The organism is Kitasatospora sp. NPDC127116 (assembly GCF_042677365.1).
Taxonomy (GTDB): domain Bacteria; phylum Actinomycetota; class Actinomycetes; order Streptomycetales; family Streptomycetaceae; genus Kitasatospora; species Kitasatospora lactacystinica.
On sequence record NZ_JBHXTL010000137.1, the window covers coordinates 1 to 25,197 of the forward strand.

Consider the following 25,197-nt stretch of genomic DNA (forward strand, 5'->3'; position numbering starts at 1 on the left):
GGTGTTATCGGCGTGGACGGGGAGGGTCTCCTGGGCACGGGAGCGAACGCGCGACGCCGTGGGTGAGGTCCACGGCGGGACCGCGGAGTTCGAGATGGGGCACTGCGCGGGGAGCCGGAAGGCTCCGACCGCGTCCGCTCCCGACGCGTCGGCCGGATCGTTGCGACCCGGCCGACGCACCCGGCGGTCCGCATGCTCCCCCCCCTGGCTGCGGACCGCCGGGCTCACCGGGCCGGGGCCTGCCCCCGGGGCAGCCGCCAGACCAGTTCCTCCCCGGTCTCGGCCGGGGCGAGCGCCTCCGCCGGGCGGCGCAGGTACTCGGTGAAGCCGAGCCGGGCCGGGACGGCGCCGCCGGCCCGGTTGGCCGGGTCGTGGACGATCTCGACGTACTCCACCCCGGGGAGACGGAAGGCCTCACCGGCCAGGGCCCGCACGCTCCGGGTGGCCAGCCCGCGCCCGGTGGCGGCGGGGTGAAGCCAGTAGCCGATCTCGCGGACCCCGGCCGGGGTGTCCTCGCGCCGGAACAGCCCGCAGGCGCCGACGATCGCGCCGTCGAGCACGATCGCGTACGTGAAGTCCTGCCCGCTCGCCCAGAGTTCCGCCCGGCCGGTGAGGAACTCGGCGGTCTTGGCCCGGCTGTGCTCGGCCACCCAGGGCATCCAGGGCCGCAAGTGCTCCAACGACTCCTCGATGACCGCGAAGAACTCGGGCAGGTCCGACTCGCCGTCGAAGCGGCGAAGGACGGCCCCGTCCAGGGCGATGACGTGCTGGGGATGGTTCATGAGCAGGAGGATGGTCCGTGCACCCTCTGCCCGGCAACGGGTTTTGGCGGGGGCCGCAGGCGGCTCAGCCCCGGCCGGCCCCGGCGCGGCCCGCCGGGGTGCGCCGCTGCAGCAGGACGGCCGCCTCGCGGTCGGTGACCTCGTGGAACTCGCCGTACCAGGGCCCGGCGGCGTGCGCGTAGCGGGGCAGGTGGAGGCAGACCACCGCGTCCACGTCCCGGCCCAGGTCGGCCGCGATCCGGGCGTCGCACACCGGCGCCGCGAGGATCAGCCGCGCCGGGTGGTCGGCGGCGAGGGCGTGGACGGCCGCCCGGGCGGTGAGGGCGTCGGTCAGGCCGTCGGAGACCAGGACGACGGTGCGCCCGTCCAACGGCAGCCGGTCCCGGCCCGGGCGGTAGAGCGCCTCGCGGCGGTGGACCTCCACCCGCTCCCGCTTGACGCTCGCGCCCAGCTCGGCCGCGGTGACGCCGAGGTTCCTCAGGGTGTGCCGGTCGACCAGCGGCGCGTCGCCGTCGGCGATCGCGCCGATCGGGCGGTCGTGGCCACGGACGGCCAGTGACCGGACCACCGTGGCGTCGAGCGGGGCGTCCAGGGCCTCGGCGACCTCCGCCGCCACCGGCAGCCCGCCGGGGGCGAGCCCGAGAACCACCACCCCGGTACCGGCCCGGCCGCTCAGCAGCGGGGCGAGCCTGCGGGCCAGCTGGTGTCCGGCGGTGCTGCGGTCGAGGAATCTCACGGGTCCGTCCTTGTTCTCCTGCGTTCGTGCCCCTGCCGGGCCCCGGGGCGGCACGAACCGGCGAGCGTCCCGCGGCCCCGCCACCAAGGCGACTTCCCCGCCACGGCGGGCTCTAACGTCCTCGCGCGAAACGTCTGCGCGCGAAACGTCCTCGCACGCCGGCCTGCGCGGGCGACCCGGACGTGCTCCCGGGCCGGCGGCGGTACGTGTGTCCCGGCCGGGTTCGGGCAGACGCGGGGCATGGACGACCGACCGACGGTGCTCCAGCCCGTACCCGGGATACTCGCGGGTACGGCCGTCCGCGCGGCCCGGCACGGCGCGCGCGATGATGGTCGGGACGGCGCCCCGCCGTCCCCACCGGACCGGGAGCGAGCCATGCCACGGCCATCCGAGCAACCCTGCGAGCCCACCGGGGAGCACGAGTCCGGCGACCTGTGGGTCGAGGTCGGGGACCGGGGGCCGGTACGGATCGTCACCGTCACCGGGGAACTGGACCACGACACGGCGGACAACCTGCGGACCGCCCTCGCCCGGCCGCCGTCGGCGGCGGGCATCGAGCGGATCGTCGTCGACCTCGCCGGCCTGCGGTTCTGCGACTCGACCGGGTTGAACGTCCTGCTGCGCGCCCGGCTGGACGCCCAGGGGGACGGCGTGCGGCTGGAGCTGGCAGGCGCCGGCCCGCTGGTGGTGCGGCTGCTCGCGATCACCGGGGCCGACGGCGTGCTGCGGGTCCACCCCGACCTCCGCACGGCGCTGGAGGCGCCCGGCGAGGGCCCGGCCGGGCCCGCCGCACCGCCCGACCCGAGGTGAGGAGGCAGACCGTGGACCGCCCCGGGAACGGTGGGCCGCCGAGTCGGGACCAGACCAGGCGGCTGGTGCTGGAGGGCAGTGCCGGCGCGGTGCAGCGCAGCCGGGAGTTCAGCCGGCGGGCGCTGGTGTCCTGGCACTGGCTGCCGGCCCCCGACGAGGACCGGAGGGCCGCGGCCGAGGACGTCCTGCTGATGGTCTCCGAGCTGGTCACCAACGCCTGCCTGCACGCCTCCGGCGGCCCGCGCGAACTGCGGCTCCACTGGGACGGCGCCCGGCTGCGGGTGGAGGTCGCGGACGCCAGCCCCGTACCGCCGCGGCTGCGCCCGTTCGCCGGCGCCGGCCGACCGGGCGGGCACGGGCTGCGGGTGGTGGACCGGCTCGCCGACGCCTGGGGCTTCCGGCCCGACGACGGCGGGAAGCTGGTCTGGCTGGAGGTGCCGCGCCCGCCGGCCCTGACGGCGGCCGGTTCGGACGGGGAGCCGCAGGCGCCCGAATGATCGACCCCTTCCCCGCCCGGGGGTTTCCGGCGCTCCGCAGCGGACAGCCGCATGGATGTGAGCGCCGGCATCGGCCCGAGCCCGGTCCTCACCGAGCGAGAGGAGCCCGAGCCATGACGCGGCGCCCGTCGAAGTGCGGCAGTCCGACCGTCGACCGGGCCGAGGGGCTGACGGTCGAGATTCGGCCGTGGGCCCTGGGCACCGTCCTGGTGCTGCTCGGCGAACTGGACCTCGACTCCAGCGCGGACCTGCGGGCCGCGCTGAACCGGACCTTCGCCGAGCCGGCCGGCGTGGTCGTGATGGACTGCGCCGGACTGGAGTTCTGCGACTCCACCGGGCTCAACGCCCTGCTGCGGGCCAAGGCCCGGGCGGCGGTGGACGGCAGCCGGATCGAGCTGGCCCGGCCCCGGCCGCTGATCCTGCGGATGCTCGAACTCACCGGCGCCACCGACGCCTTTCCGATCCGCGAGACCGTACCGGGCTGAGGCCGCCGGGGCCGCTGGGGCCTGCCCCCAGCCCGGGCCCGTCCGCCCCGAGTGCCGCCGCCCGGCCCCGGGCGCGTCCGCCCCGAGTGTCGCCCCCGGCCCGCGGTGGCACAGTGGGAGCAGGGCGGCAGCCCGTCGCCCTCGGGTCCGAGGTGCCCGGACGGCGCACCCCGGCCGTGCGAGCGATCCGGACGGTGGGCGGATGGACGAGCACCCGGTAGCCGCAGCCCCCGCGGCCGACCCGGCCGAGCAGGCACTGCGGCAGCTGCTCGCCGGGCTGACGGCCGTGCGCGACGGGGACTTCCGGACCCGGCTCGCCCCGGACCGGCCGGGGGTGCTGGGGGAGATCGCCGAGGTCTTCAACGGCATGGCCGACCAGCTGGCCCGGGTGACCTCCGAGGTGACCAGGGTGGCCCGGGAGGTCGGCAGCGACGGGCGGCTCGGCGGCCAGGCGCAGGTACCGGACGCGACCGGGACCTGGCTGGAGCTGACCGACTCGGTGAACGCGATGGCCGGCAACCTGACCTGGCAGGTGCGCAACATCGCCCAGGTCACCACGGCGGTCGCGCGCGGCGACCTCACCCAGAAGATCGAGGTGGACGCGCGCGGCGAGATCCTGGAGCTCAAGAGCACCGTCAACACCATGGTGGACACCCTGTCCTCGTTCGCGGACGAGGTGACCAGGGTGGCCCGGGAGGTGGGCACCGAGGGCCGGCTCGGCGGCCAGGCGCAGGTGCCGGGCGTCGCCGGGACGTGGCGCGACCTGACCGACTCGGTGAACGCGATGGCGGGCAACCTGACCTGGCAGGTGCGCAACATCGCCCAGGTGGCGACCGCCGTGGCCGAGGGGGACCTCACCCAGAAGATCTCGGTCGCCGCCCGCGGGGAGATCCTGGAACTCAAGACGACCATCAACACGATGGTCGACCAGCTCTCCTCGTTCGCGGACGAGGTGACCAGGGTGGCCCGGGAAGTGGGCACCGAGGGCCGGCTCGGCGGCCAGGCGGACGTCCGGGACGTCTCCGGCACCTGGCGGGCGCTCACCGAGTCCGTCAACGTCATGGCCGACAACCTCACCGCCCAGGTCCGTTCGATCGCCGAGGTGACCACCGCCGTCGCGGAGGGCGATCTGACCCAGAAGATCCGGGTCGACGCGCGCGGCGAGATCCTGGAGCTGAAGGAGACCATCAACACGATGGTCGACCAGCTGTCCTCCTTCGCGGACGAGGTCACCAGGGTCGCCCGGGAGGTCGGCACCGCCGGGAACCTGGGCGGCCAGGCCACCGTGCGGGGAGTCTCCGGGACGTGGAAGGACCTCACCGACAACGTCAACGTGATGGCCTCCAACCTGACCGGCCAGGTCCGCTCGATGTCCGAGGTGGCGACCGCGGTGGCGCGCGGCGACCTCTCCCGGAAGATCACCGTCGAGGCCGAGGGCGAGGTCGCGGCCCTCGCCGCCGCCATCAACACCATGGTGGACACGCTGTCCGCCTTCGCCGACGAGGTCACCAGGGTCGCCCGCGAGGTCGGCATCGAGGGCATCCTGGGCGGCCAGGCCCGGGTGCCCAACGTCGCCGGGACCTGGAAGGACCTCACCGACAACGTCAACTTCATGGCGCACAACCTGACCAGCCAGGTGCGCAACATCGCCCAGGTCACCACCGCCGTCGCCGACGGTGACCTGACCCGCAAGATCGACGTGGACGCGCGCGGCGAGATCCTGGAGCTCAAGACCACCGTCAACACGATGGTCGACCAGCTGTCCTCGTTCGCCGCCGAGGTGACCAGGGTGGCCAGGGAGGTCGGCAGCGAGGGCCGGCTCGGCGGGCAGGCCCGGGTGGAGGGCGTCTCCGGCACCTGGAAGCGGCTCACCGAGAACGTCAACGAGCTGGCCGGCAACCTCACCCGGCAGGTCCGCGCCATCGCCGAGGTCACCAGCGCCGTCGCGGCCGGAGACCTGACCCGCTCGATCAGCGTGGACGCCTCCGGCGAGGTCGCCGACCTCAAGGACAACATCAACGCGATGGTCGGATCGCTGCGCGAGACCACCCTGGCCAACCAGGAGCAGGACTGGCTCAAGAGCAACCTGGCCCGCTTCTCCGCCGCCATCCAGGCCCGGCGGGACATCCGCGCCGTCGCCGGGATGATCACCGACGAGCTGACCCCGCTGGTCGGCGCCCAGTACGGCGCGTTCTTCCTCGCCGAGGAGGGCGCGGACGGCACCGAACTGGCCCTGATCAGCGCCTACGGCCGCCCGGCCGGGGAGCAGCGGCGGCTGCGGCTGGGGGAGTCCCTGGTCGGCCAGGCCGCCCGGACCCGGCGGACCGTCGCCGTGGACGACCTGCCGCCCGGCTACGCCACCGTCTCCTCCGGAGCGGGCGGCGCCGACGCCCGCTCGCTCGTCGTCCTGCCGATCGCCCTGGAGGAGTGGCTCATCGGCGTGCTGGAGTTCGCCTCGGTCCACCCGTTCACCCAGGTCCACCGCGACTTCCTGACCCAGTTCGCCGAGGCCTGCGGGGTCAACCTCGGCAACCTGCTGGCCAACGCGCGCACCGACGAGCTGCTCGGCGAGTCCCAGCGGCTCACCGCCGAACTCCAGTCCCAGTCGAAGGAGTTGCAGGAAGGACAGGAGGAACTGCGCCGCTCCAACGCCGAACTGGAGGACAAGGCCGCGCTGCTCGCCCAGCGCAACCGGGACATCGAGGCGAAGAACCTGGAGATCGAGCAGGCCCGCCAGGAACTGGAGGAAAGGGCACAGGAGTTGACCCGGACCTCGATGTACAAGTCGGAGTTCCTGGCCAACATGAGCCACGAGCTGCGCACCCCGCTGAACAGCCTGCTCATCCTCGCCCAGCTGCTCGCCGAGAACAGCGGCGGCAACCTCACCCCCAAACAGGTCGAGTACGCGGGCGTCATCCACTCGGCCGGCACCGACCTGCTCCAGCTCATCAACGACATCCTGGACCTCTCCAAGGTGGAGGCCGGGAAGATGGACCTGTCCATCGAGCCCTTCGCGGTGCGCGAACTGCTGGAGTACGTGGAGTCCGGCTTCCGGCCGCTGGCCGACCAGAAGGGGCTCGCCTTCGAGGTGGCCGTCGACCGGGCCGTGCCGGAACGGATCGTCACCGATCAGGCGCGGCTGCGCCAGGTGCTGCACAACCTGCTCTCCAACGCCGTCAAGTTCACCGACACCGGCCGGGTCGAGCTGCGGATCGAACGCGTCGAGGAGGCCGAGCTGCCGCCCGGACTCGGGCGCGCGCCCGCCGCGGTGGCCTTCCACGTCGACGACAGCGGGATCGGCATCGACCCGGCCCACCTGGACACCATCTTCGGAGCCTTCCAGCAGGCCGACGGCTCCACCGCGCGGCGCTACGGCGGCACCGGCCTCGGCCTGTCGATCAGCCGGGAACTCGCCCGGCTGCTCGGCGGCACCATCACCGTCCGCTCCGCGGCGGGGCAGGGCAGCCGGTTCACGCTGTACCTGCCGCTGGGCGATCAGGCGGCGGCGGTGACGACGGGCGACACGCCGGTGCTCGGGAACGGGGGCGACGAGAGCCCCCCGGCGGTCGAGAGCCCCCCGGCGGTCGAGAGCCCCTCGGCGGTGGAGGAGACCGGGGAGACCGGGGAGAGCGACGCGCCCCCGGCCGTGGCGGGACCGCTCGTCGGACGGACCGTGCTGATCGTCGACGACGACATCCGCAACGTCTTCGCGCTCACCGCCGCCCTGGAACGGCACGGGCTGACCATCCTGCACGCCGCCGACGGCCGCGCCGGGCTCGACCTGCTGCGCGCCCACCCGGAGACCGACCTGGTGCTGATGGACGTCATGATGCCCGAACTGGACGGCTACGCCGCCATCGCGGAGATCCGCGCCGACGCCCGTTTCGAGCGGCTGCCGGTCGTCGCCGTCACCGCCAAGGCCATGCCCGGCGACCGGGACCGCAGCCTGGCCGCCGGGGCGGACGACCACATCACCAAGCCGGTCGACACCGGCCGGCTGCTGGAGCGGATGCGGGAATGGCTGGACGCGTCATGACGGCTCCCCGGCGCGGGGGAACCGCGGCCCGGCACTCGGGCACCGCGGCTCGTCGGGCCGGCACCGCGGCCCGCCCCGACGGCACCGCGCCCCGGCCCCGGGGTACGCCGTGACCGCCGGGCCCGAGTCTGCCGAGCAGGAGTCCGCGGGGCAGGAGCCCTCGGCACAGGAGGCCGCGGAGCGCACCGCCCGGGCCCTGGCCGAGACCGTCCGTCGTCTCCGGGCGGCCGCCGCCCGGGCGCACGCCGAGGCGCGGACCAGGGCCGCCGTCGACCTCGCCACCGGCATCCTGGCCGAGCGGCTCGGCCTGCCCGTCGCCGAGGCCGCCGCGCACCTCGCCCGGCTGGCCCGGGAGTCGGGCGTGCCGGTGCTCGTCCTGGCGACGGACATCGCGCGCCTCCCGGAGTCGGGAACGGAGCCGGGAACGGAACCGGAACTGGAACCGGAACTGGAACCGGGACAGGGCCCGCGAACGGACCCGGACGGCGGACCCGGACCGGCGGCCTTCGGCCTCCCCGCCGCCGAACCGCCCGAGGCCGGCCCGCCCGTCGCGCCCGCACTCGCCTCCGCGCCCGACCTGGAGCACGCCGCCCGGGCCGTGCTGGACCAGGCCGCGGCGGCGTTCGGCGTCCGCGCCGTGGCCGTCTGGCAGCGGCTGCCCGGCGGCGCGCTCGCCCTCGCCGCGCACGCCGGGCTCCGTGCCGAGGAGGCGGCCGGCTGGTCCCGGGTGCCGCCCGGCGTCCCCACCCCGGCGCAGCTGGTCGTCGGCGGGGGAGCCGAGCTGTGGCCCGGTGAACCGGGGGCGGACGGTCCCTCGGTCGGCGGCGCCGCCGACCGGGCGGTCGTCCCGCTGCTCGACCGGCGCCGCCGCACGGGCGCGCTGGAGCTGCTCTGGCCGGCCACCGGCCCCGATTCCGCCCCGGTGCTCGGCCCGGCCCGGCGCCGGGGCCTGTACGCCCTCGCCGACCTCTGCGCGACCCTGCTCGGCCCACCCCCGGAGCCCGTGCCTCCCGAGCGGGCCGACGACCTCTTGGACGGTCTGCTCACCCCCGCGCTGCTGCTGGCCCCCGTCCTGCGGGCCGAGCGGATCGCCGACTTCACGGTGGTCCGGGTCAACGCCCGGTTCCGCGACCCGCTCGGCCGGCCCCGGGAGGCACTGGAGGGCGCCTCGCTGCTGGAGACCTACCCGGTCGCCTCGGCCGCCGGGCTGCTCGACCGGCTGCTGCGCGCGTACGAGACGGGCGTGCCGTCGACCGCCGAGCGGGTCCGGCTGGCCTTCCGGGAGCAGGGGCCCGCCGTCCCGGTGGCCGTGCTGCTCTCGGTCGTCCCGCTCGGCGGCCGGGTGCTGGTCTGCTGGCGGCTGGACGACGAGCGGGAGGAGGACGAGCACGCCGCCCTGCTGCGCCAGGCCCAGCGGCTGGCCCGGGTGGCCGGGTTCGAGGAGCGCCCCGCCGAGGGCCGGATCCGCTGGAGCGACGGGCTGCGCGAGCTGTACGGGCTGCCGCCGGACGCCTCGCCCGTACCGCTGGACCGGCTCGTGCGGCACACCCACCCGGACGACCGGCCGGCGGTCCGGCGACTGCTGGACACCGTCCGGCACCACCACCGCACCGCCTCCGCGGTGGTCCGGCTGGACCGCCCGGACGGCACCCACCGCTTCACCCGGGTGATCGCGGAGCCGGTGGTGGACGAGACCGGCCGGCTCGTCGCCGTCCGCGGCGCCTACCACGACGTCTCCGCCCAGCACTGGACGGAGGTCGCGCTCGGCGCCACCCGGGAGCGGCTGGCCGACAGCGAGCAGGAGTCGGCCGAACGGGCGCAGCTGGCACTGCGGCTGCAGCAGGCGATCCTGCCCGCCGCCCCGCCCCCGCTCGCCGTCACCGGCCTGCACGCCGCCGTCCGCTACCGGCCCGCCGCCCAGCGCGACCGGGTCGGTGGCGACTGGTACGACGTGCTGGTGCTGCCCGACCGGCGGGTGCTGCTCGCGGTCGGCGACGTGGCCGGGCACGGCGTCGGCGCGGCCACCGGGATGGTCGCGCTGCGGCACGCGCTGCGCGGCCTCGCCGTCACCGGGGCCGGCCCGGGCCGGCTGCTGGAGTGGGCCAACACCGTGGCCCTGCGCGAACCGGGCCAGGTCACCGCGACGGCCGTCTGCGTGCTGGTGGACCCGGTCGGCGGCGAACTGCGCTGGGCCCGGGCCGGCCACCTGCCGCCGATCCGGCTCGGCGCGGACGGCGCCCAGGTGCTGCCGCTGCCGCACGGCGTGCTGCTCGGCGCGCTGGACGACGCCGAGTACGAGGAGCGCACCGCCAGGCTCGACCCGGGTGACGTCCTGCTGCTCTACACCGACGGGCTGGTCGAACGCCGGGACCGTCCGGTGGAGGAGTCGGTGGAACAGCTGCTCCGGGCGGCCGGCGCCCCCGGCCCGGACCTGGAGCAGTACCTGGACCGGCTGCTCGAACTCAGCCCCGCCGACACCGACGACGACACCTGCCTGATCGCCGTCCAGACCGAGTAGGCAGGGCGGCTGCGCGGTCCCGTACGCCGGATGCGAGGGTGGGCCTCGTGAACGAGACGATCATGGCAGCCGCCCGCGAACGAGCCGCCGGACACCGGCGCCGGTTCGACCTCCGCTTCGAGGCCTACTTCGCGGCCCTGCCGGAGCGCCTCGACACGCCGTCGCTCAGCCGCTTCACCCCGCGCTGCCTGGAGCTGCTGCGGGACCTCTCACTGCGCGGCGGCAAGCGGCTGCGGGTCGCCCTGCTGTACGAGGCGGCCCGCCTGGTGACCACCGACCCGGTGCCCGGCCTGGCGGAGGCCGCGCTGAGCATCGAGCTGCTCCAGACGCACGGGCTCGTCCACGACGACATCATCGACGACGCGCCCGTACGCCGCGGCGGCCCCTCCACCTACTACGCGTACCGCCGGGAGTTCCCGGCGGCGGACCGCACCGCGCTCGGCCTGGCCGTCCTGGCCGGAGACCTCGCCGCCTTCCTCTCGATGCGGGTCCTGCTGGAGGCGGACGTCCCCGCCGAGCTGCGCCAGGCGATGCTGGAGGTGCAGCTGAACGCCGGTGCCGAGACGGTCGCCGGCCAGATCCTCGACCTCGAACGCGACTTCCTGCCGCTCCCGGACGAGGAGTTCCTGCACACCGTCTGCGAGTACAAGTCGACCCGCTACTCCGTCCTCGCCCCGCTGCGGCTGGGGCTGCTGGCCGCCGGCGAGGACGTGGCCGAACACGACGCACGGCTGCGCCGCTACGCGACCCCGGTCGGCATCGGCGGCCAGCTGCGCGACGACTACCTCGACCTGTTCGGCGACGAGGACGCCACCGGCAAGTCCACCGGCGCCGACCTCCGCGCGGGACGCCGCAGCTACGCCGTGAGCGCCCTGCTCGCCCGCGCGGACGAGGCGCAGCGGGCCGTGGTGGAGTCCGCGCTCGGTGACCCGCACTGCCCGGCCGACGCGGTCGAGCGGGTCCGCGAGCTGGCCCGGCGGCTGGGCGTGGACCGGAAGCTCCGCGCCGACATGCGCCGCTGCGCCGACGCGGCCCGCGCCGAAGCCGAGAGCTGGCGCCCGCACTGGCGGGAGGAGGCGGTGGCCTTCTTCGAGGGCCTGCCGCCGGCGAACGTGGTGCCGGGCGGGTGACCCGGGCGGCCCGGTCCGCGCCGAGCGCGTGGGGACCGGGCCCGGACGGCGGGGGGTCAGCCCGCCGCGTCGTGGGCGAGGCGGGCGCCGGCGCGGACCAGCCACTGGCGGGCGTGCTCCCGGGCGGAGGCCGGGTCGCCCGCGAGCGCGGCGAGGGTCAGCACCCGGTCGTCGGCCGACTCGCCCGCGACGATCCGGGCGGGGACGCCGGCCCGGGCGGCCCGGGCGAGGACCTCGCCGACCGCCTTGCCGCGCAGGCTGGTCGCGTCGTACCGGCCCTCACCGGTGATCACCAGATCCGCCGCGGCGATGTCCCGGTCGAGGCGGAGGAGGTCGGCGACGGCGGCCGCGCCGGGGCGGATGACGGCGCCCCAGGCGGCCGCGAGGCCGTAGGCGGTGCCGCCCGCCGCACCGGCGCCGGGCCGCGCCGGGTCCGCGCCGAGGAGCGCGGCGAGCCGGTTGAGGCCCTGGTCGAGCAGGGCGACCTCGCTCGGGTCCGCGCCCTTCTGCGGGCCGTAGACGGCGGCGGCGCCGTCCGGGCCGAGCAGCGGATTCGTGACGTCGGTGAGCAGCACCACGCCGTCGGGCGGCGCCGGGCGCAGGCCCGTGGCGTCGACCCGGTGGGCCCGCGGCAGTGCTCCGCCGCCGTCGGGGAGCTCCCGGCCCCGCGCGTCGGTCAGCCGCAGGCCGAGCGCCGCGAGCAGGCCGCTGCCTCCGTCGGTGGAGGCGGAGCCGCCGAGGGCGACCGCCAGTCGGCGCGCGCCCGCGTCGAGGGCCGCCGCGACGGTCTCGCCGGTGCCCCGCGTGGTCGCGGTGAGCGGCGCGGGGCGGGACATCAGGGGCAGCCCGCTGGCGACGGCGAGTTCCACCAGCGCGGTGCCGTCGGGCAGGAGGGCGTACCGCCCGGCGACCGGCCGCCCGTCGGGGCCGGTGCAGCCGGGGACCTCGTGCTCGGTGGTGCCGGGCAGGGCGGCCGCGACGGCGGCGATGGTGCCCTCGCCGCCGTCGGCCATCGGACGCGCGATCAGCTCGTCGCCCGGCCGCACCGAGCGCCAGCCGTCGGCCAGCGCCCGGGCGGCGTCGGTCGCCGTGACCGTCCCCTTGAAGGAGTCCGGGGCGAGGACGACCCTCATGCGCCCGCCACGTGGGCCCGGTGGCGCTCGACCACCGTCGCGAGGGTCTGCTCCCCGGGGGTGTCCCAGATCTCCTGGTTGAAGATCTCGGTCTCGATCCAGCCGGTGTAGCCGGCGGCCGTGACCATGGCCGTCAGCGCGCCGAAGTCGATGTGGCCGTCGCCCACGTGCCCCCGGCCGAGCAGGGTGTCGGCGGGCAGCGGCAGCGTCCAGTCGCAGACCTGGTACGAGGCGATCCGGGCACCCGCCCGGGCGACCTGCGCGGCGAGGTCCGGGTCCCACCACACGTGGTAGCTGTCGACGACGACGCCGACCTGCTCGACGGGGTGGCGCTCGGCCAGGTCGAGGGCCTGGCCGAGGGTGGAGACGACGGCCCGGTCGGCGCAGAACATCGGGTGCAGCGGTTCGATCGCCAGCCGTACGCCCAGGTCACCGGCGTACGGGGCGAGTTCGGCCAGCCGGTCGGCGACCCGCTCCCGGGCCCCGGCCAGGTCGCGGCTGCCCGCGGGCACCCCGCCGACGACCATCACCAGGGTGTCGGTGCCGAGTTCGGCCGCCTCCTCCAGGGCGCGGAGGTTGTCGGCGAGCGCCGCCCGGTGGGCGTCCGGCCCCTCGGCCGTGAGGAAGCCGCCCCGGCACAGGCTGCTGACGGCCAGTCCCGCCTCGCGGACCAGCCTGGCCGCGGAGGCGACGCCGACCTCCTCCACCTTGTCGCGCCAGAGCCCGATCGCCGGGACGCCGGCCGCCACGCAGCCGCGCACCGCCTCCGGCAGGCTCCAGCCCTTGGTGGTGATCTGGTTCAGCGAGAGCCGGTTCACGCCTCCACCCCCGCCACCGCGAGGAACCGCCGCATCCGGTGCGCCGCCAGCTCCGGATCGGGCAGCACCCCGGCGGCGTCCGCCAGCCGGAACAGCTCCACCAGGTGGACGACGGAACGGCCGCTCTGCGCCCCGCCGACCATGGTGAAGTGGCTCTGGTGGCCGGCCAGCCAGGCGAGGAACACGATGCCCGTCTTGTAGTGGTACGTCGGCGCCGCGAACAGGTGGCGGGCCAGCGGGAGGGTGGGGGCGAGCAGCGCGTCGTACCGGTCGAGGTCGCCGGCGTCCAGGGCGTGCAGCGCGGCCGCGGCGCGGGTGGCGATCGGGTCGAAGACGCCCAGCAGCGCGTGGCTGTGGCCGAGTTCGTCGCCGCGGACGAGCCGCGGGTAGTCGAAGTCGTCGCCGGTGTAGAGCCGGACGCCCTCGGGCAGGGCGCGGCGCAGGGCGATCTCCCGCTCGGCGTCGAGCAGGGAGACCTTGATGCCGTCGATGCCGGCGCGGTGCTCCCGGATCAGCGCGAGCACCGTCCCGGTGGCCGTGTCCGGGTCGGCGGAGCCCCAGTAGCCGGCCAGCGCCGGGTCGAACATCTCGCCGAGCCAGTGCAGGATCACCGGCCGACCGGCCTGGGAGATCAGCCGGCCGTAGACCCGGAGGTAGTCCTCCGGCCCGCGGGCCCGCGCGGCCAGGGCGCGGCTGGCCATCAGGACGGGCTGCGCGCCGGCCTCCTCGACCACCGCGAGCTGCTCCTCGTAGGCGGCCGTGATGTCGGCGAGGCCCGTGGCCGGGCCGGTGAGCTGGTCCGTGCCGACGCCGCAGGCGAGCCGGCCGCCGACGGCGCGGGCCTCCGCGCCGGAGCGGACGATCAGCTCCCGGGTGGCGGCCCAGTCCAGGCCCATGCCGCGTTGGGCGGTGTCCATGGCGTCGGCGACGCCGAGGCCGAGGGACCAGAGGTGGTGGCGGAAGGCGAGGGTGGCGTCCCAGTCGACGGCGGCCGGGGCGCCGGGGGCGTTGCCGCCGAGCGGGTCGGCGACGACGTGCGCGGCGGCGAAGGCCGTGCGCTCCTTCGGCGGGTGCGCCGGGATGTCCAGCGGCTCGGGGGTGCTCAGCCGGTGGCGGCCGTGGCCGGGAAGGTTCAGCTCGGTCATCGGATCTCCAGCTCGGGAACGTTCAGGCGGCGGCCCTCGCGGGCGGAGCGCAGGCCGAGTTCGGCCAGCTGGACGCCCTTGGCGCCCTCCAGCAGGTCCCAGGTGTACGGGGAGCCGGTGACGACGTGTCGCAGGAAGAGCTCCCACTGGGCCTTGAAGCCGTTGTCGAACTCGCGGTTGTCCGGGACCTGCTGCCACTGCTCGCGGAACCGCTCGGTGGCCGGCAGGTCCGGGTTCCACACCGGCTTCGGGGTGGTGGCCCGGTGCTGGATCCGGCAGTTGCGCAGCCCGGCGACGGCGCTGCCCTCGGTGCCGTCGACCTGGAACTCCACCAGCTCGTCGCGGTCGACCCGGACGGCCCAGGAGGAGTTGATCTGGGCGGTGATCCCGCCCTCCAGCTCGAAGACGCCGTAGGCGGCGTCGTCGGCCGTCGCCGGGTAGGTCCGGCCCTGCTCGTCGACCCGCTCGGGAACGTGGGTGGCGGTGTGCGCGTACACCGAGCGGACGGGTGCGATGACCTGGTCCAGCACGTACCGCCAGTGCGGGAACATGTCGAGGATCATGCCGCCGCCGTCCTGGGCGCGGTAGTTCCAGGAGGGGCGCTGCGCGTCCTGCCAGTCGCCCTCGAACACCCAGTAGCCGAACTCGCCGCGCACCGACAGGATGCGGCCGAAGAAGCCGCCGTCCACCAGTCGCTTGAGCTTGAGCAGGCCGGGCAGGAAGAGCTTGTCCTGCACGGCGCCGTTGCACACCCCGGCCTCCCGGGCCAGCCGGGCCAGTTCGAGTGCGGCGTCGAGGGACTCCGCGGTCGGCTTCTCGGTGTAGACGTGCTTGCCGGCCGCGATGGCGGTGCGCAGGGCCGGCTCGCGGGCCCGGGTGATCTGGGCGTCGAAGTAGATCTCGGCGAGCGGGTGGGCCAGCGCCTCGTCCAGCGAGGTGGTCCAGTGCGTCAGGCCGTGGCGGTCCGCCAGTTCCCTGAGCTTGCGGGCGTCGCGGCCGACCAGGATCGGTTCGGGCCACAGTGTGTCGCCGCCCTCCAGGGGGAGTCCGCCCTGCTCGCGGATGGCCAGGATCGAGCGCACCAGGTGCTGGCGGTAGCCCATCCGGCCGGTGACGCCGTTCATCACGACGCCGATCACTCTCTGCGTCACTCTCTGGGTCATGCGTGGTCCTCCGCGTCCTGTGCGGTCAGTGCCGGCAAGGGGAAAGCGCTTTCCCGGAGGTTATGGAGATATGCTTCGCACGTCAATGCAGGTGGTGGAGGAAAGCGGGGAACGGTCGATGGGTGTCACCCTCAGTGAGGTCGCCCGTCACGCCGGGGTCTCGCTCGCGACGGCCTCCCGGGCGCTCAACGGCTCGGCCCGGACGGTCGGCGGGGAACTGGCCGCGAAGGTCCGGGCCAGCGCCGACGCCCTCGGGTACCTGCCGAACGCCCCCGCCCAGGCGCTCGCCCGGGCCGCCACGGCCAACGTCGGCGTGCTCCTGCACGACGTGGCCGACCCGTACTTCGCGGCCATCGCCCGCGGGGTCTCCGACGCCGCCGGGCGGGCCGGGCTGCTCCCGCTGGTGATCAACACGGACGGGGAGCCGGAGACGCAGGTGCGGGGCATCCGCATGCTGCACGGCCAGCGCGTGCGGGCCATCGTCCTGGCCGGCTCCGCCCACACCGACCCGGCCGCCGTCCGGGCCGTCGACGCGGCGCTCGCCGACTACCGGGCGGACGGCGGGCGGATCGCCACCATCACCGACCACGGCCCCGGCTACGACGCCGTCCTGCCGGACAACCGCGGGGGCGCGGCCGACCTGACCCGGGCTCTGCTGGGCCTGGGGCACCGCGAGTTCGCGGTGATCACCGGGCCGGAGCGGCTGCGGGTGCCGATGGAGCGGCTCGCCGGGGTGCGCGAGGCGCTCGCCGAGGCGGGCGTCGAGCCGGCCGAAGGGGCCGTCCAGCACGTGGAGTTCACCCGCGCCGGGGGCCGCGAGGCGGTGCGGCGACTGCTCGACCGCCCGCAGGCCGAGTGGCCGACCGCCGTGCTGGCGCTGTCCGACGTCTGCGCGATCGGTGTGCTCGGCGAACTGCGCGCGCGGGGGGTCGACGTGCCCGGCCGGATGTCCGTGGCCGGCTTCGACGACATCCCGTTCGCCGCGGACGTGGCGCCGGCGCTCTCGACGGTACGGATGCCGCTGGAGCGGCTCGGCGCGAGTGCCGTCACCCTGGCGCTGGAGTCCGACGGGGGCGGGCGGCCCGTCCGGCAGGCCCTGCCGACCGAGGTCGTGCTGCGGGGGAGCACCGGGGCGGCGCCTGCGCGGGACCGGTGAACGGGGGAGCGGTCGGCCGGGCGACGGTGCCGGACGCCCGGTGAGCGGGCGGTCCGGGCGGTTCGGGCGGTTCGGGCGGGTTTTCGCAGGCCGGGAACGCGGGATGGCCTGACCGGACGATCGGCCGACCGGTACGGTGGGTCTGATCGACTCGGCACATCTGTGTTCGTTCGATCGAATTTCGATTGAACGAGCCAGATTGATCAGATGCCGTGCGGCACGGGGCACGGGGCACGCAGGAGGAAGCCATGACCATCACGGCCGAGGAGCGTCGGTCCCGGATCCTGGAGGTCGTGCGCGACCTCAGGACGGTACGCGTGGTGGACCTCGCCGCCCGGATGGGCCTCTCGGCCGTCACCGTCCGCCGCGACGTCGCGGTGCTCGCCGACGACGGGCTGCTCCAGCGCTCGCACGGCGCCGTCTCGCTGCCGCGCGCCAAGCCCACCGCGACCGAGGGCGCCGACCGGGTCCTGGGCATGCTCGTCCCCACCGTCGGCTCGTACTTCGACGAGGTGGTCGGCGGCGCCCGCTCGGCCGCCGCGGACGCCGGTGCGCGCCTGGTGCTCGCCATCGCCCCGTACGAGTCGGCCGACGACCGCGCCCAGGTCGGGCAGCTGCTCGACTCCGGGGTGGACGGCCTGCTCCTCACCCCCAACTGGCGTCCGGCCGGCGGCGAGGACCGGCTGTGGACCGGGGGGCTCCCGGTGCCCGCCGTGCTCGTCGAGCGCCGCCCGCCCGCCGACGGCGAGGGCGCGCCGCTGGACTCCGTCGGCTCGGACCACCGGCACGGCGTCCTGCTCGCCCTGCGCCACCTGGTCGCGCTCGGGCACGGCTCGGTGCTGCTGGTCGCCCGGGAGGACACCTGGACGGCGCACCAGGTCCGGGCCGGCTACGCCGAGGGGACGGCGCTGCTGGGGCTGGAGCCGCAACCGGTGATCGACATCCGCCGCCCCGGCGTCGACTCCGAGGCCGTCGCCGAGCGGATCGCCGAGGCCGCCGCCCGGGGCGTGCGGGCCGTGCTGGTCCACAACGACCAGGACGCCATCCAGCTGCCGCCGCTGCTGCGGGCCCGGGGCCTCCAGGTGCCGGACGACGTGGCGCTGATCGCGTACGACGACGTGTTCGCGGCCCTCGCCGCGCCGCCGCTGACCGCTGTCGCGCCGCCGAAGCGGGCCGTGGGCGCGGCCGCCGTGGAGCTGCTGCTGCGCCGCCTGGACCTCGGCGGCTCGCTGCCCGTGCACCGCCTCGAACTGCTGCCCTCACTGGAGATCCGCACCTCCTGCGGGGGCGCGGGCGCGGCCGGCTGAGGCGCGGCCGGGCGGAGCCCCGGGGCGTCCCGGCCGCTCCGCCCGGCCCGCCCCGCTCTCAGGCCGCGAGCCGGGTGAGGTAGGCCGCGCCGGGGCCCAGCAGCCCGGGCAGCGGGGCGGCGGCCGGGTACCAGGGCGCCTCGTACTCCCATGACACCCAGCAGTCCGCCGGCAGGGCGCGCACGCACTCGGCGATCGGCAGCACGCCCGCCCCGAGCGCGACCGGGGTGAGGTCGTCGTCGCTCGCGACGTCCTTGACCTGGACGTAGCCGAGGTGGGGCGCGAGCGCGGCCAGGCTCTGCGCCGGGCTCTCGCCGGCCAGCCGGGTGTGCAGCAGGTCCCACAGCGCGCCGACGGCCGGATGCCCGACGAGGTCGAGCACGCGCGCCACGTCGCGCCCGGAGCGGTGCGAGTCGTGGGTCTCCAGCAGGATGCGGACGCCGAGGGAGCGGGCGGTGTCGGCCGCCGCGGCCAGCCGCCGGGCGGCCCGCCGGTCGTCCTCGCCCGGCGCGGACCGCGCGCCGTGCGGGAAGACGCGCAGGTGGCGCGCCCCGAGGTCGGCGGTCAGCCGCAGGTGGTCGACCAGGGCGGCGGCCGGCCGGTCGTCGTCGCCCGGCGCGGCGACGCCGAGGTAGCAGGCCACGGCGAGCGGGGTGATCCCGTGGGCGGTGAACTCCCGTCGGGCGCTTCGCCGTTCCCCGGCCGTCAGGTCGGGGTGCACCGGTTCGCCGGGCGCGCACCGCAGTTCGAGTCCCTGCCAGTGGTGTTCGGCGGCCAGCCGGAGGACCTCGGTGAGCGGGCGGCCGGGCAGGCCCAGGGTGGAGAGGGCGAGTCGCACGGTGGTCAGTCCTCCCGGCGGACGGTGACGGAGCCGGTGGCGAGCAGGGCGGTGTGCCGCCCGCCGTCCGGCCAGCGGACGTGGAGCAGGTGGCCCCGCGGGGCCGGTTCGGTGCGGACCTCGACGGCCGCGCGGGGCGGCCGCACCGGGCCGCGGGAGAGCCGTGCGGTGCTGACGAACAGCGCGGCCGGGTCGGCGGTCCGCCCGGTGACCCGGGGTACCGCGCCGACGGCGCCGAACGCGGTGCCCGAGGGCAGCGGGTCGGTGCCGGCGCTGGTGAAGCCGCTCGCGCAGCGCAGCAGCGAGACGAGCCGCAGGCCGTCCGGCCCGGTGGCGGTGGCGGTGGCGAGCGGCCCGTCCACGGCGGTCTCGGCGGAGCCGCCGGCGACCGCCCAGCCGCTGTGCCGGACCTCGGTGCCCGGTTCGGCCCCGGCGACCAGGTGGGCGTGCACCTCGTCGGCCCCGGCGGCCAGGACGAGCGAGGTCACGACGACCCCGGGGAGTTCCGCGCCGCCCGCCCGGGGCCGGTGCTCGGAGGCGGCCCAGCCGTCGCCGGCGCCGAGCGGCCGGATCCGGCCGCGCTCGGTGAGCGTGCCGCCGACCACCAGGCCGAGGTGGTTGTCCGGCGGTCCGTCCAGTACCGGCCCGGTCGCGGTGGAGTGGGCGAGGCGCGCGTAGAGCGGGTCGTCGGGCAGCACCTCGTCCGCGGGCTGGTCGTCGCTGCCGTGGTTGTGCACCCGGACGAGGCCGTCGGCGGCGGTGGACTGGATCAGCCGGCCGGGCCGGGGGAGCGGCCGGACGGCGTCTCCGAGTTCGGCGGGTCCGGGCTGTTCGACGGCCGTCCAGACCGGGTGCTCCGGCGGCAGCAGCAGCCCGAGGAAGCCCTTGGCCGCCCAGTACGGGGAGGCGGGCCCGGAGTACGGCTGGACCATCGGCGGGTACGGCCCGTGCCAGCCGGAGGTGAGCAGGCCCTCGGCGTCGAGTGCGCCGCGGTCGAGGAAGTACCGCAGGGCGCCGGAGGCGAGGCGGCGGGTGGTGCCCGCGGACAGCGGGGTGTTCCCGCACAGGGCTCCGGCCCACAGCGGGGCCGCGGCGGCGAAGCGGTAGGTGAGCGAGCGGCCCTGGTGGACGGGGGCGCCGTCGGCGCCGAAGGCGTGCGTGCAGGCGTCGAGGTGGGCGGCGAGCCGGCCGCCGTACAGGTCGAGCAGGTGCCGGTCACCGCCCAGGTGGGCGTGGAGGACGGGGTAGAGGTGGAAGGCCCAGCCGTTGTAGTGGTCGAAGGCGCGCGGGCGCCCGTCGGTGTACCAGCCGTCGCCCCGGTACCAGGTCTCGATCCTCGCCAGGCCGCGTTCCACGGCCCGCTCCGCGGCCGCGGCGTCGATGCCCGCCTCGGCGAGGAAGCCGCCGACGGTCAGCGGGAAGAGCCACCAGTTGTTGTCCACCGGGGCCCGGTGGAGGGCCCGGGCCAGCCAGGCACCGGCCCGGGCGCGCACGTCCTCGTCCAGGCGGTCCCAGAGCCAGGGGCGGGTGATCCGCAGGGCCAGGGCGATCGAGGCGGCCTCGACCATGGCCTGGCCCCGGTCGGTGATCACCGGCCAGGAGACCGGGTCGGCGTCGGTGAGGCCGCGTTCGGCGGTGGGGCGGCGGGTGCCGGCGGCGAGCCCTTCGGCGTAGGCCGGGAGCAGTCCGTGGGGGTCGTCGCCGCGGGCCCCCGCGACGCGGAGGGCGGCCAGCAGGAACGTCCGGGCGTACCCCTCCAGTCCGTCCGAGCGGGGCCCCGACCAGCTGGGGCGGTCGCCGGGCAGTGCGATCAGGGCGTGTTCGGGGCCCGCGTGGCGGCGGACGGCGGCCAGCAGGCCGTCCGCGGCGGCCTCCCAGTGGGCCCTGGTCCAGCCGGTGAGGGGGCTGAGCGAGCGGTCTTCGGGGGGTAGCTCGATCGGGGGCATGCCGGGGCTCCTCGGTCGGTGGCGGGGGATCGTCGGTCGGTGGCGGGGATCGGATCCAGGCAGAACCCAGATCGATCGTCCATGATATTGATCAAATGATCCGAGATGACAGGGGAAAACATCACGGAAGGGGTGCTTTCCCGTAAAGAAGCCCGAACATTGCGGGGTGCGCCAGATCGAAGCGGATCATTTGATCCAGAACCCTTGACTTCGATCGAAGCGCGGTCCCAGGATGGCCCCACCCCGCACACCCCCTCCACCGGGAGACGAGCCATGTCCACCACCCCCACCCGCGTCCGCAGAGCCCCCCGTCTGGCCGCCGCCCTCGTTGCGTCCGCCCTCGGCATGACGTCCCTCGCGGCCTGCGGCAGCGACTCGTCGAGCGGTGGCTCCGAGGACGGCAAGCCCGTCGCCCTCACCTTCTGGGGCTGGGCCAAGGGCACCAAGGAGGTCGTGGCCGCCTTCAACGCCACCCACCCGAACATCCAGGTGACCTACGAGGAGATCCCCTCCGGCGTCGCCGGCGGCTACGCCAAGATCTCCAACGCGGTCAAGGCGGGCAACGCGCCCGACGTGTTCAACGTCGAGTACTCGCAGCTGCCGGACTTCGTCAGCCAGGGCGCCGTGCAGGACATCGGCAAGCTCGTCACGGACGGCGTCAAGGCCAAGTACCTGAACCAGGCCCTGGAGCTGACCACGCTCGGCGGCACCACGTGGGCCCTGCCGCTGGACGCCTCCCCGCAGGCCTTCTACTACCGCAAGGACCTCTTCGACCAGGCCGGCATCACCGCGCCGAAGACCTGGGACGAATTCCGCACCGCCGCCCGGAAGCTGAAGGAGGCCCAGCCGGACGCCCGGATCGCCACCTTCTTCCCCGACGACCCGACCACCTTCGAGGCCATGGCCTGGCAGGCCGACGCCCACTGGTTCAAGAGCTCGGGCGACGCCTGGAAGGTCGACGCCACCGGCCCGGAGAGCAGGAAGGTCGGCGACTACTGGCAGCAGCTGATCAACGACGACCTCGTCCGGGTCATGCCGTCCTTCAGCCAGCAGTGGACGGCCTCCCTGCAGAAGGGCGAGACGGCCGGCTACCTCGGCGCCTCCTGGGGCGGCGGCGTGCTCAAGGGCACCGTACCCGACGCCTCCGGCAAGTGGGCCGTCGCCCCCGTCCCCACCTGGGACGGCAACCCCGCCAGCGGCATGGTCGGCGGCACCACCTTCGCGGTCTCCAAGAACAGCAGGAAGGCCAAGGCCGCGGTGGAGTTCGCCACCTGGGCCACCAGCACGCCCGAGGGCTTCAACGCCCGCATCGCCTCCGGCACCTCCTCGGCCTACCCGGCCGCCCCGGCCCTGGTGTCCGTCGCCCAGGCCGCCTTCAAGACGGACTTCTACGGCGGCCAGGACGTCTACGCGATCTACGCCGACGCCGCCAAGTCCATCAAGCCCGGCTGGCAGTGGGGCCCGGCCATGGGCGCCACCAACACCTCCCTCAAGGACGCCTTCGGAAAGCTCACCCAGGGCGGCACCGTCCAGTCCGCCGTGGACGCCGCGCAGCAGGCCACCGTCGCCGAGCTGAAGAACCGCGGAATCAAGGTCGCCCAGTGACCACCGCCCCGACCGACCGCGCCGTCCGCGCCGCGCCCGCCCGCCCCACCGGCGGGCGGCGCCGGTCCGGGCGGTACGGCGCGCCGGCCGTGCTCCTCGCGCCGTTCCTGATCCTCTTCACCGCCTGCACGCTCGTCCCGATCGGGTACGCCCTCTACCTCAGCCTCTACACGGAGCACCGCTCCGGCCTCGGCTTCGGCGGCGTCGAGACGGTCTTCACCGGCCTCGGCAACTACACCCGCGCCCTCGGCGACCCGGCCTTCCTCGACGGCTTCTGGACCACGGCCCTGTACTGCCTGCTGTACATACCGCTGATGGTCGGCCTGTCCCTGGCGCTCGCGCTGCTCCTGGACTCCACGCTGGCCCGCGCCCGCCGCTTCTTCCAGCTCGCGCTGTTCCTGCCGCACGCGGTGCCCGGCATCATCGCCGCCCTGATCTGGATGTACCTGTACACCCCCGGCATCAGCCCGGTCATCGAGGCGCTGAACTCCGTCGGGAGCAGCCCTGACCTGCTCGGCAACCCGCTGCCCGCCGTGGTCAACATCGCGCTCTGGGAGTGGGTCGGCTACAACACCGTCATCTTCTACGCCGCGCTCCAGGCCGTCCCCCGCGAGGTGCTGGAGGCCGCGATCGTGGACGGCGCCGGCCCGCTGCGCACCGTCCTCAGCATCAAGATCCCGCTGATCCGCGCCTCGATCGTGATGGTCGGCCTGTTCACCGTGATCGGCTCCCTCCAACTGTTCACCGAACCGATGATCCTGCACGGCGCCTCACCCGGCGTCATCAGCACCTGGACCCCCAACATGTACGCCTACACCGCCGCCTTCGACCGCGGCGACTACGGCCTCGCCGCCGCCGCCTCGGTGCTGCTCGCCATCACCGCGGCCGTCCTGTCCTTCCTCGTCACCTGGGCGACCCGCACCCGCCCCGCGCGCCGGACGGAGGACTCGGCATGACCACCCTCGCCCCCGAACGCGACACCCGCCGGCGCCCGCGCGCCCCCCGGGCCGGCCGCGACCGCACCCCGCGCACGCCCTGGACGCTGTCCAGGGCCGCCGTCAACGGCGCCCTCGTGCTGGCGGCCGCCTACACGCTGCTGCCGCTCGGCTGGCTGCTCACCGCCGCCGCCAAGAACACCGGCGACCTCCTCGGCGGCCACGGCCTCACCCCGTCCAACTGGAACCTCGGCGCCAACCTGCACGCCCTCGCCACCACCGGCGACGGCATCTACTTCCGCTGGTACCTCAACTCGCTGCTCTACGCGGGCGTCGGGGCCCTGCTCTGCGCCCTCGTCTGCGTCGGCGCCGGCTACGCCTTCCACGTGTACGCCTTCCCCGGCAAGGAGAAGCTGTTCGGGCTGGTCCTGCTCGGCGTGCTGGTGCCGACCACGGCCCTGGCCCTGCCGATGTACCTGCTCGCCTCCGAACTCGGCCTCGCCAACACCTTCTGGGCGGTTTTCCTGCCCTCCCTGGTGAACCCCTTCGGCGTCTACCTCGCCCGGGTGTTCTGCGCCGGCTACATCCCCGGCGAGGTGCTGGAGGCCGCCCGTACGGACGGTGCGGGCGAGCTGCGCGCCTTCTGGTCGATCGGGCTCAGGATGGTCATGCCCGGCTTCGTCACGGTGTTCCTGTTCCAGTTCACCGCGATCTGGAACAACTTCTTCCTGCCGCTGGTGATGCTCTCCGACAACCGGCTCTTCCCGGTCAGCCTCGGCCTCTACGCGTGGAACACCCAGACCCACGCGTTCCCCGAGTTCTACCCGCTGGTCGTCACCGGCTCGCTGCTGGCCGTCGTGCCGCTGGTCGTCGCGTTCGTCGCCCTCCAGCGCCACTGGAAGGCCGGCCTGACCGCGGGAAGCGTCAAGTGACCCACCAGACCGCCAACTCCACGACCGCGCCGGAGAACCACGTGTCCAATCCGCCGAACCCGACCGCTGCGAACGGGAGTTCACCCGCCTCGCCGCGCCGGCGCCCGCGCGCCCTGCTGGCCATGACCCCGGACCTCGTCGACCGGCTGGTCGACGACGAGACCATGGACCGGCTCACCACCCTCGCCCGACTCGACCCCGTGTTCGTCGTCGACGACTTCACCGGCCCCGAGGCGGCCGCCGTCCTCGCCGAGACCGAGGTGATCGTCAGCAGCTGGGGCTGCCCCCCGCTCGACGAGGCCGTCCTCGCCGCCGCGCCCCGGCTGCGCGCCGTCGTCCACGCCGCCGGATCGGTCAAGCACCATGTCACCGAGGCCTGTTGGGAGCGCGGCATCCAGGTCTCCTCGGCCGCCTGGGCCAACGCCCTGCCCGTCGCCGAGTACACCGTCGCCAACGTGCTGTTCGCCAACAAGCAGGTGCTGAGGCTCAGCGCCGACTACCGCGAACGGCGGGCCCCGCACGACTGGCAGGCCGCCTACCCCGGAGCCGGCAACTACCGGCGCACCACGGGCATCGTCGGCGCCTCCCGGATCGGTCGGCGGGTCCTCGAACTGCTCCGCCCCTTCGACCTGGAGCTGCTGCTCCACGACCCGTACGTGGACGAGGCCGAGGCGGCCGCGCTGGGCGCCCGCTCGGTGACGCTCGACGAACTGTGCGGGCGCAGCGACGTGGTGAGCGTGCACGCGCCCGAACTGCCCGGCACCCGGCACATGATCGACCGCCGCAGGCTCGCCCTGATGCGCGACGGGGCGACGCTGGTGAACACCTCCCGCGGGTCGCTGATCGACCAGGACGCCCTGGTCGAGGAGCTGGTCTCGGGCCGCCTCCACGCGGTCCTGGACGTCACCGTCCCGGAGGTGCTGCCCGCCGACTCGCCGCTCTACGACCTGCCCAACGTCCTGCTCACCCCGCACGTCGCCGGCTCGCTCGGCGGCGAGCTGCGGCGGATGGCGGCCGCGGCGGCGGACGAGCTGGCCCGCTACGCGGACGGCACCCCCTTCGCCCACCCGGTGCTGCGCGGCGACCTGGAGCGCACCGCCTGACCGGGTGACGACCCCCGTCCGGCCGTGCGCCGAGGGCCGCAGGAGTCCCCCGACTCCTGCGGCCCTCGGCGGTGCGGTTGCGAGTCCCCGGCCCCGCAACGCAGGAGGCGGCCGGGGCCCCG

Annotated in this window: 20 protein-coding genes; 12 read left to right on the top strand and 8 right to left on the bottom strand. The window is 75.4% G+C overall.

Annotation, left to right across the window (positions count from 1 at the left end; translation table 11 throughout):
* Window positions 1-224 precede the first annotated feature (224 nt).
* Together ACFVHV_RS36240 and ACFVHV_RS36245 are read right to left on the bottom strand one after the other, a co-directional pair.
* Window positions 225-782 (bottom strand): GNAT family N-acetyltransferase, encoded by a 558-nt coding sequence (locus ACFVHV_RS36240; RefSeq protein WP_380357177.1) that lies wholly within the window; start codon window positions 780-782, stop codon window positions 225-227.
* Window positions 783-846: 64 nt separating this feature from the next.
* Window positions 847-1,518: a phosphoribosyltransferase family protein gene (locus ACFVHV_RS36245; RefSeq protein ID WP_359912641.1), complete on the bottom strand. Its 672-nt coding sequence runs from the start codon at window positions 1,516-1,518 to the stop codon at window positions 847-849.
* Window positions 1,519-1,893: 375 nt separating this feature from the next.
* Here ACFVHV_RS36245 and ACFVHV_RS36250 point away from each other — a divergent pair, with 375 nt between their 5' ends.
* From ACFVHV_RS36250 to ACFVHV_RS36275, 6 genes are all read left to right on the top strand, one after another.
* A complete protein-coding gene (locus ACFVHV_RS36250; RefSeq protein ID WP_380357179.1) occupies window positions 1,894-2,328 on the top strand; it encodes an STAS domain-containing protein in 435 nt (144 codons plus the stop codon).
* A gap of 11 nt (window positions 2,329-2,339) precedes the next feature.
* A complete protein-coding gene (locus ACFVHV_RS36255) occupies window positions 2,340-2,825 on the top strand; it encodes an ATP-binding protein (protein WP_380357182.1) in 486 nt (161 codons plus the stop codon).
* Window positions 2,826-2,938: 113 nt separating this feature from the next.
* On the top strand, window positions 2,939-3,310 hold the full coding sequence (locus ACFVHV_RS36260; RefSeq protein WP_359912650.1) for an STAS domain-containing protein: 372 nt from the start codon (window positions 2,939-2,941) through the stop codon (window positions 3,308-3,310).
* Window positions 3,311-3,512: 202 nt separating this feature from the next.
* The gene (locus ACFVHV_RS36265) at window positions 3,513-7,346 is read left to right on the top strand and encodes a HAMP domain-containing protein (protein WP_380357185.1); all 3,834 of its coding nucleotides are present in this window, start codon (window positions 3,513-3,515) and stop codon (window positions 7,344-7,346) included.
* A 109-nt stretch (window positions 7,347-7,455) separates the two neighbouring features.
* The gene (locus tag ACFVHV_RS36270; protein WP_380357188.1) at window positions 7,456-9,864 is read left to right on the top strand and encodes a SpoIIE family protein phosphatase; all 2,409 of its coding nucleotides are present in this window, start codon (window positions 7,456-7,458) and stop codon (window positions 9,862-9,864) included.
* Window positions 9,865-9,926: 62 nt separating this feature from the next.
* Window positions 9,927-10,994, top strand: a complete 1,068-nt coding sequence (locus ACFVHV_RS36275; protein ID WP_380357210.1) for a polyprenyl synthetase family protein — start codon at window positions 9,927-9,929, stop codon at window positions 10,992-10,994.
* Between the two features lie 56 nt (window positions 10,995-11,050).
* Here ACFVHV_RS36275 and ACFVHV_RS36280 read toward each other — a convergent pair whose 3' ends face one another.
* Genes ACFVHV_RS36280 through ACFVHV_RS36295 form a run of 4 tightly spaced genes read right to left on the bottom strand, consistent with a single transcriptional unit; the run spans window position 11,051 to window position 15,253 of the window.
* Entirely contained in the window at window positions 11,051-12,127 is a 1,077-nt protein-coding gene (locus ACFVHV_RS36280; protein WP_380357190.1) for a glycerate kinase, read from the bottom strand.
* On the bottom strand, window positions 12,124-12,945 hold the full coding sequence (locus ACFVHV_RS36285) for a sugar phosphate isomerase/epimerase (protein ID WP_359912665.1): 822 nt from the start codon (window positions 12,943-12,945) through the stop codon (window positions 12,124-12,126). Before ACFVHV_RS36285 ends, ACFVHV_RS36280 begins: the two co-directional genes overlap by 4 nt.
* Window positions 12,942-14,090, bottom strand: a complete 1,149-nt coding sequence (locus ACFVHV_RS36290; RefSeq protein WP_380357193.1) for a dihydrodipicolinate synthase family protein — start codon at window positions 14,088-14,090, stop codon at window positions 12,942-12,944. Before ACFVHV_RS36290 ends, ACFVHV_RS36285 begins: the two co-directional genes overlap by 4 nt.
* Window positions 14,087-15,253 carry a Gfo/Idh/MocA family protein gene (locus tag ACFVHV_RS36295; RefSeq protein ID WP_380357196.1) on the bottom strand — a complete coding sequence of 389 codons (1,167 nt, stop codon included), beginning with the start codon at window positions 15,251-15,253 and terminating at the stop codon, window positions 14,087-14,089. The genes ACFVHV_RS36290 and ACFVHV_RS36295 overlap by 4 nt, the downstream gene beginning before the upstream one ends.
* A gap of 118 nt (window positions 15,254-15,371) precedes the next feature.
* Between ACFVHV_RS36295 and ACFVHV_RS36300 the strand changes: the two genes are divergently transcribed.
* On the top strand, window positions 15,372-16,409 hold the full coding sequence (locus tag ACFVHV_RS36300; protein WP_380357198.1) for a LacI family DNA-binding transcriptional regulator: 1,038 nt from the start codon (window positions 15,372-15,374) through the stop codon (window positions 16,407-16,409).
* 248 nt (window positions 16,410-16,657) lie between these two features.
* Entirely contained in the window at window positions 16,658-17,716 is a 1,059-nt protein-coding gene (locus ACFVHV_RS36305; protein WP_359912674.1) for a substrate-binding domain-containing protein, read from the top strand.
* 58 nt (window positions 17,717-17,774) lie between these two features.
* Here ACFVHV_RS36305 and ACFVHV_RS36310 read toward each other — a convergent pair whose 3' ends face one another.
* A complete protein-coding gene (locus tag ACFVHV_RS36310; protein WP_380357201.1) occupies window positions 17,775-18,554 on the bottom strand; it encodes a sugar phosphate isomerase/epimerase family protein in 780 nt (259 codons plus the stop codon).
* A gap of 5 nt (window positions 18,555-18,559) precedes the next feature.
* The gene (locus ACFVHV_RS36315; protein ID WP_380357204.1) at window positions 18,560-20,500 is read right to left on the bottom strand and encodes a DUF2264 domain-containing protein; all 1,941 of its coding nucleotides are present in this window, start codon (window positions 20,498-20,500) and stop codon (window positions 18,560-18,562) included.
* Window positions 20,501-20,773: 273 nt separating this feature from the next.
* Here ACFVHV_RS36315 and ACFVHV_RS36320 point away from each other — a divergent pair, with 273 nt between their 5' ends.
* From ACFVHV_RS36320 to ACFVHV_RS36335, 4 genes are all read left to right on the top strand, one after another.
* A complete protein-coding gene (locus ACFVHV_RS36320) occupies window positions 20,774-22,105 on the top strand; it encodes a sugar ABC transporter substrate-binding protein (RefSeq protein ID WP_359912683.1) in 1,332 nt (443 codons plus the stop codon).
* Window positions 22,102-23,061 (top strand): carbohydrate ABC transporter permease, encoded by a 960-nt coding sequence (locus ACFVHV_RS36325; RefSeq protein ID WP_380357207.1) that lies wholly within the window; start codon window positions 22,102-22,104, stop codon window positions 23,059-23,061. The genes ACFVHV_RS36320 and ACFVHV_RS36325 overlap by 4 nt, the downstream gene beginning before the upstream one ends.
* Complete coding sequence (locus tag ACFVHV_RS36330) at window positions 23,058-23,972, top strand: carbohydrate ABC transporter permease (RefSeq protein ID WP_359912686.1); 915 nt, start codon at window positions 23,058-23,060, stop codon at window positions 23,970-23,972. Before ACFVHV_RS36325 ends, ACFVHV_RS36330 begins: the two co-directional genes overlap by 4 nt.
* A gap of 122 nt (window positions 23,973-24,094) precedes the next feature.
* Window positions 24,095-25,075: a hydroxyacid dehydrogenase gene (locus ACFVHV_RS36335; protein WP_359912694.1), complete on the top strand. Its 981-nt coding sequence runs from the start codon at window positions 24,095-24,097 to the stop codon at window positions 25,073-25,075.
* Window positions 25,076-25,197 lie beyond the last annotated feature (122 nt).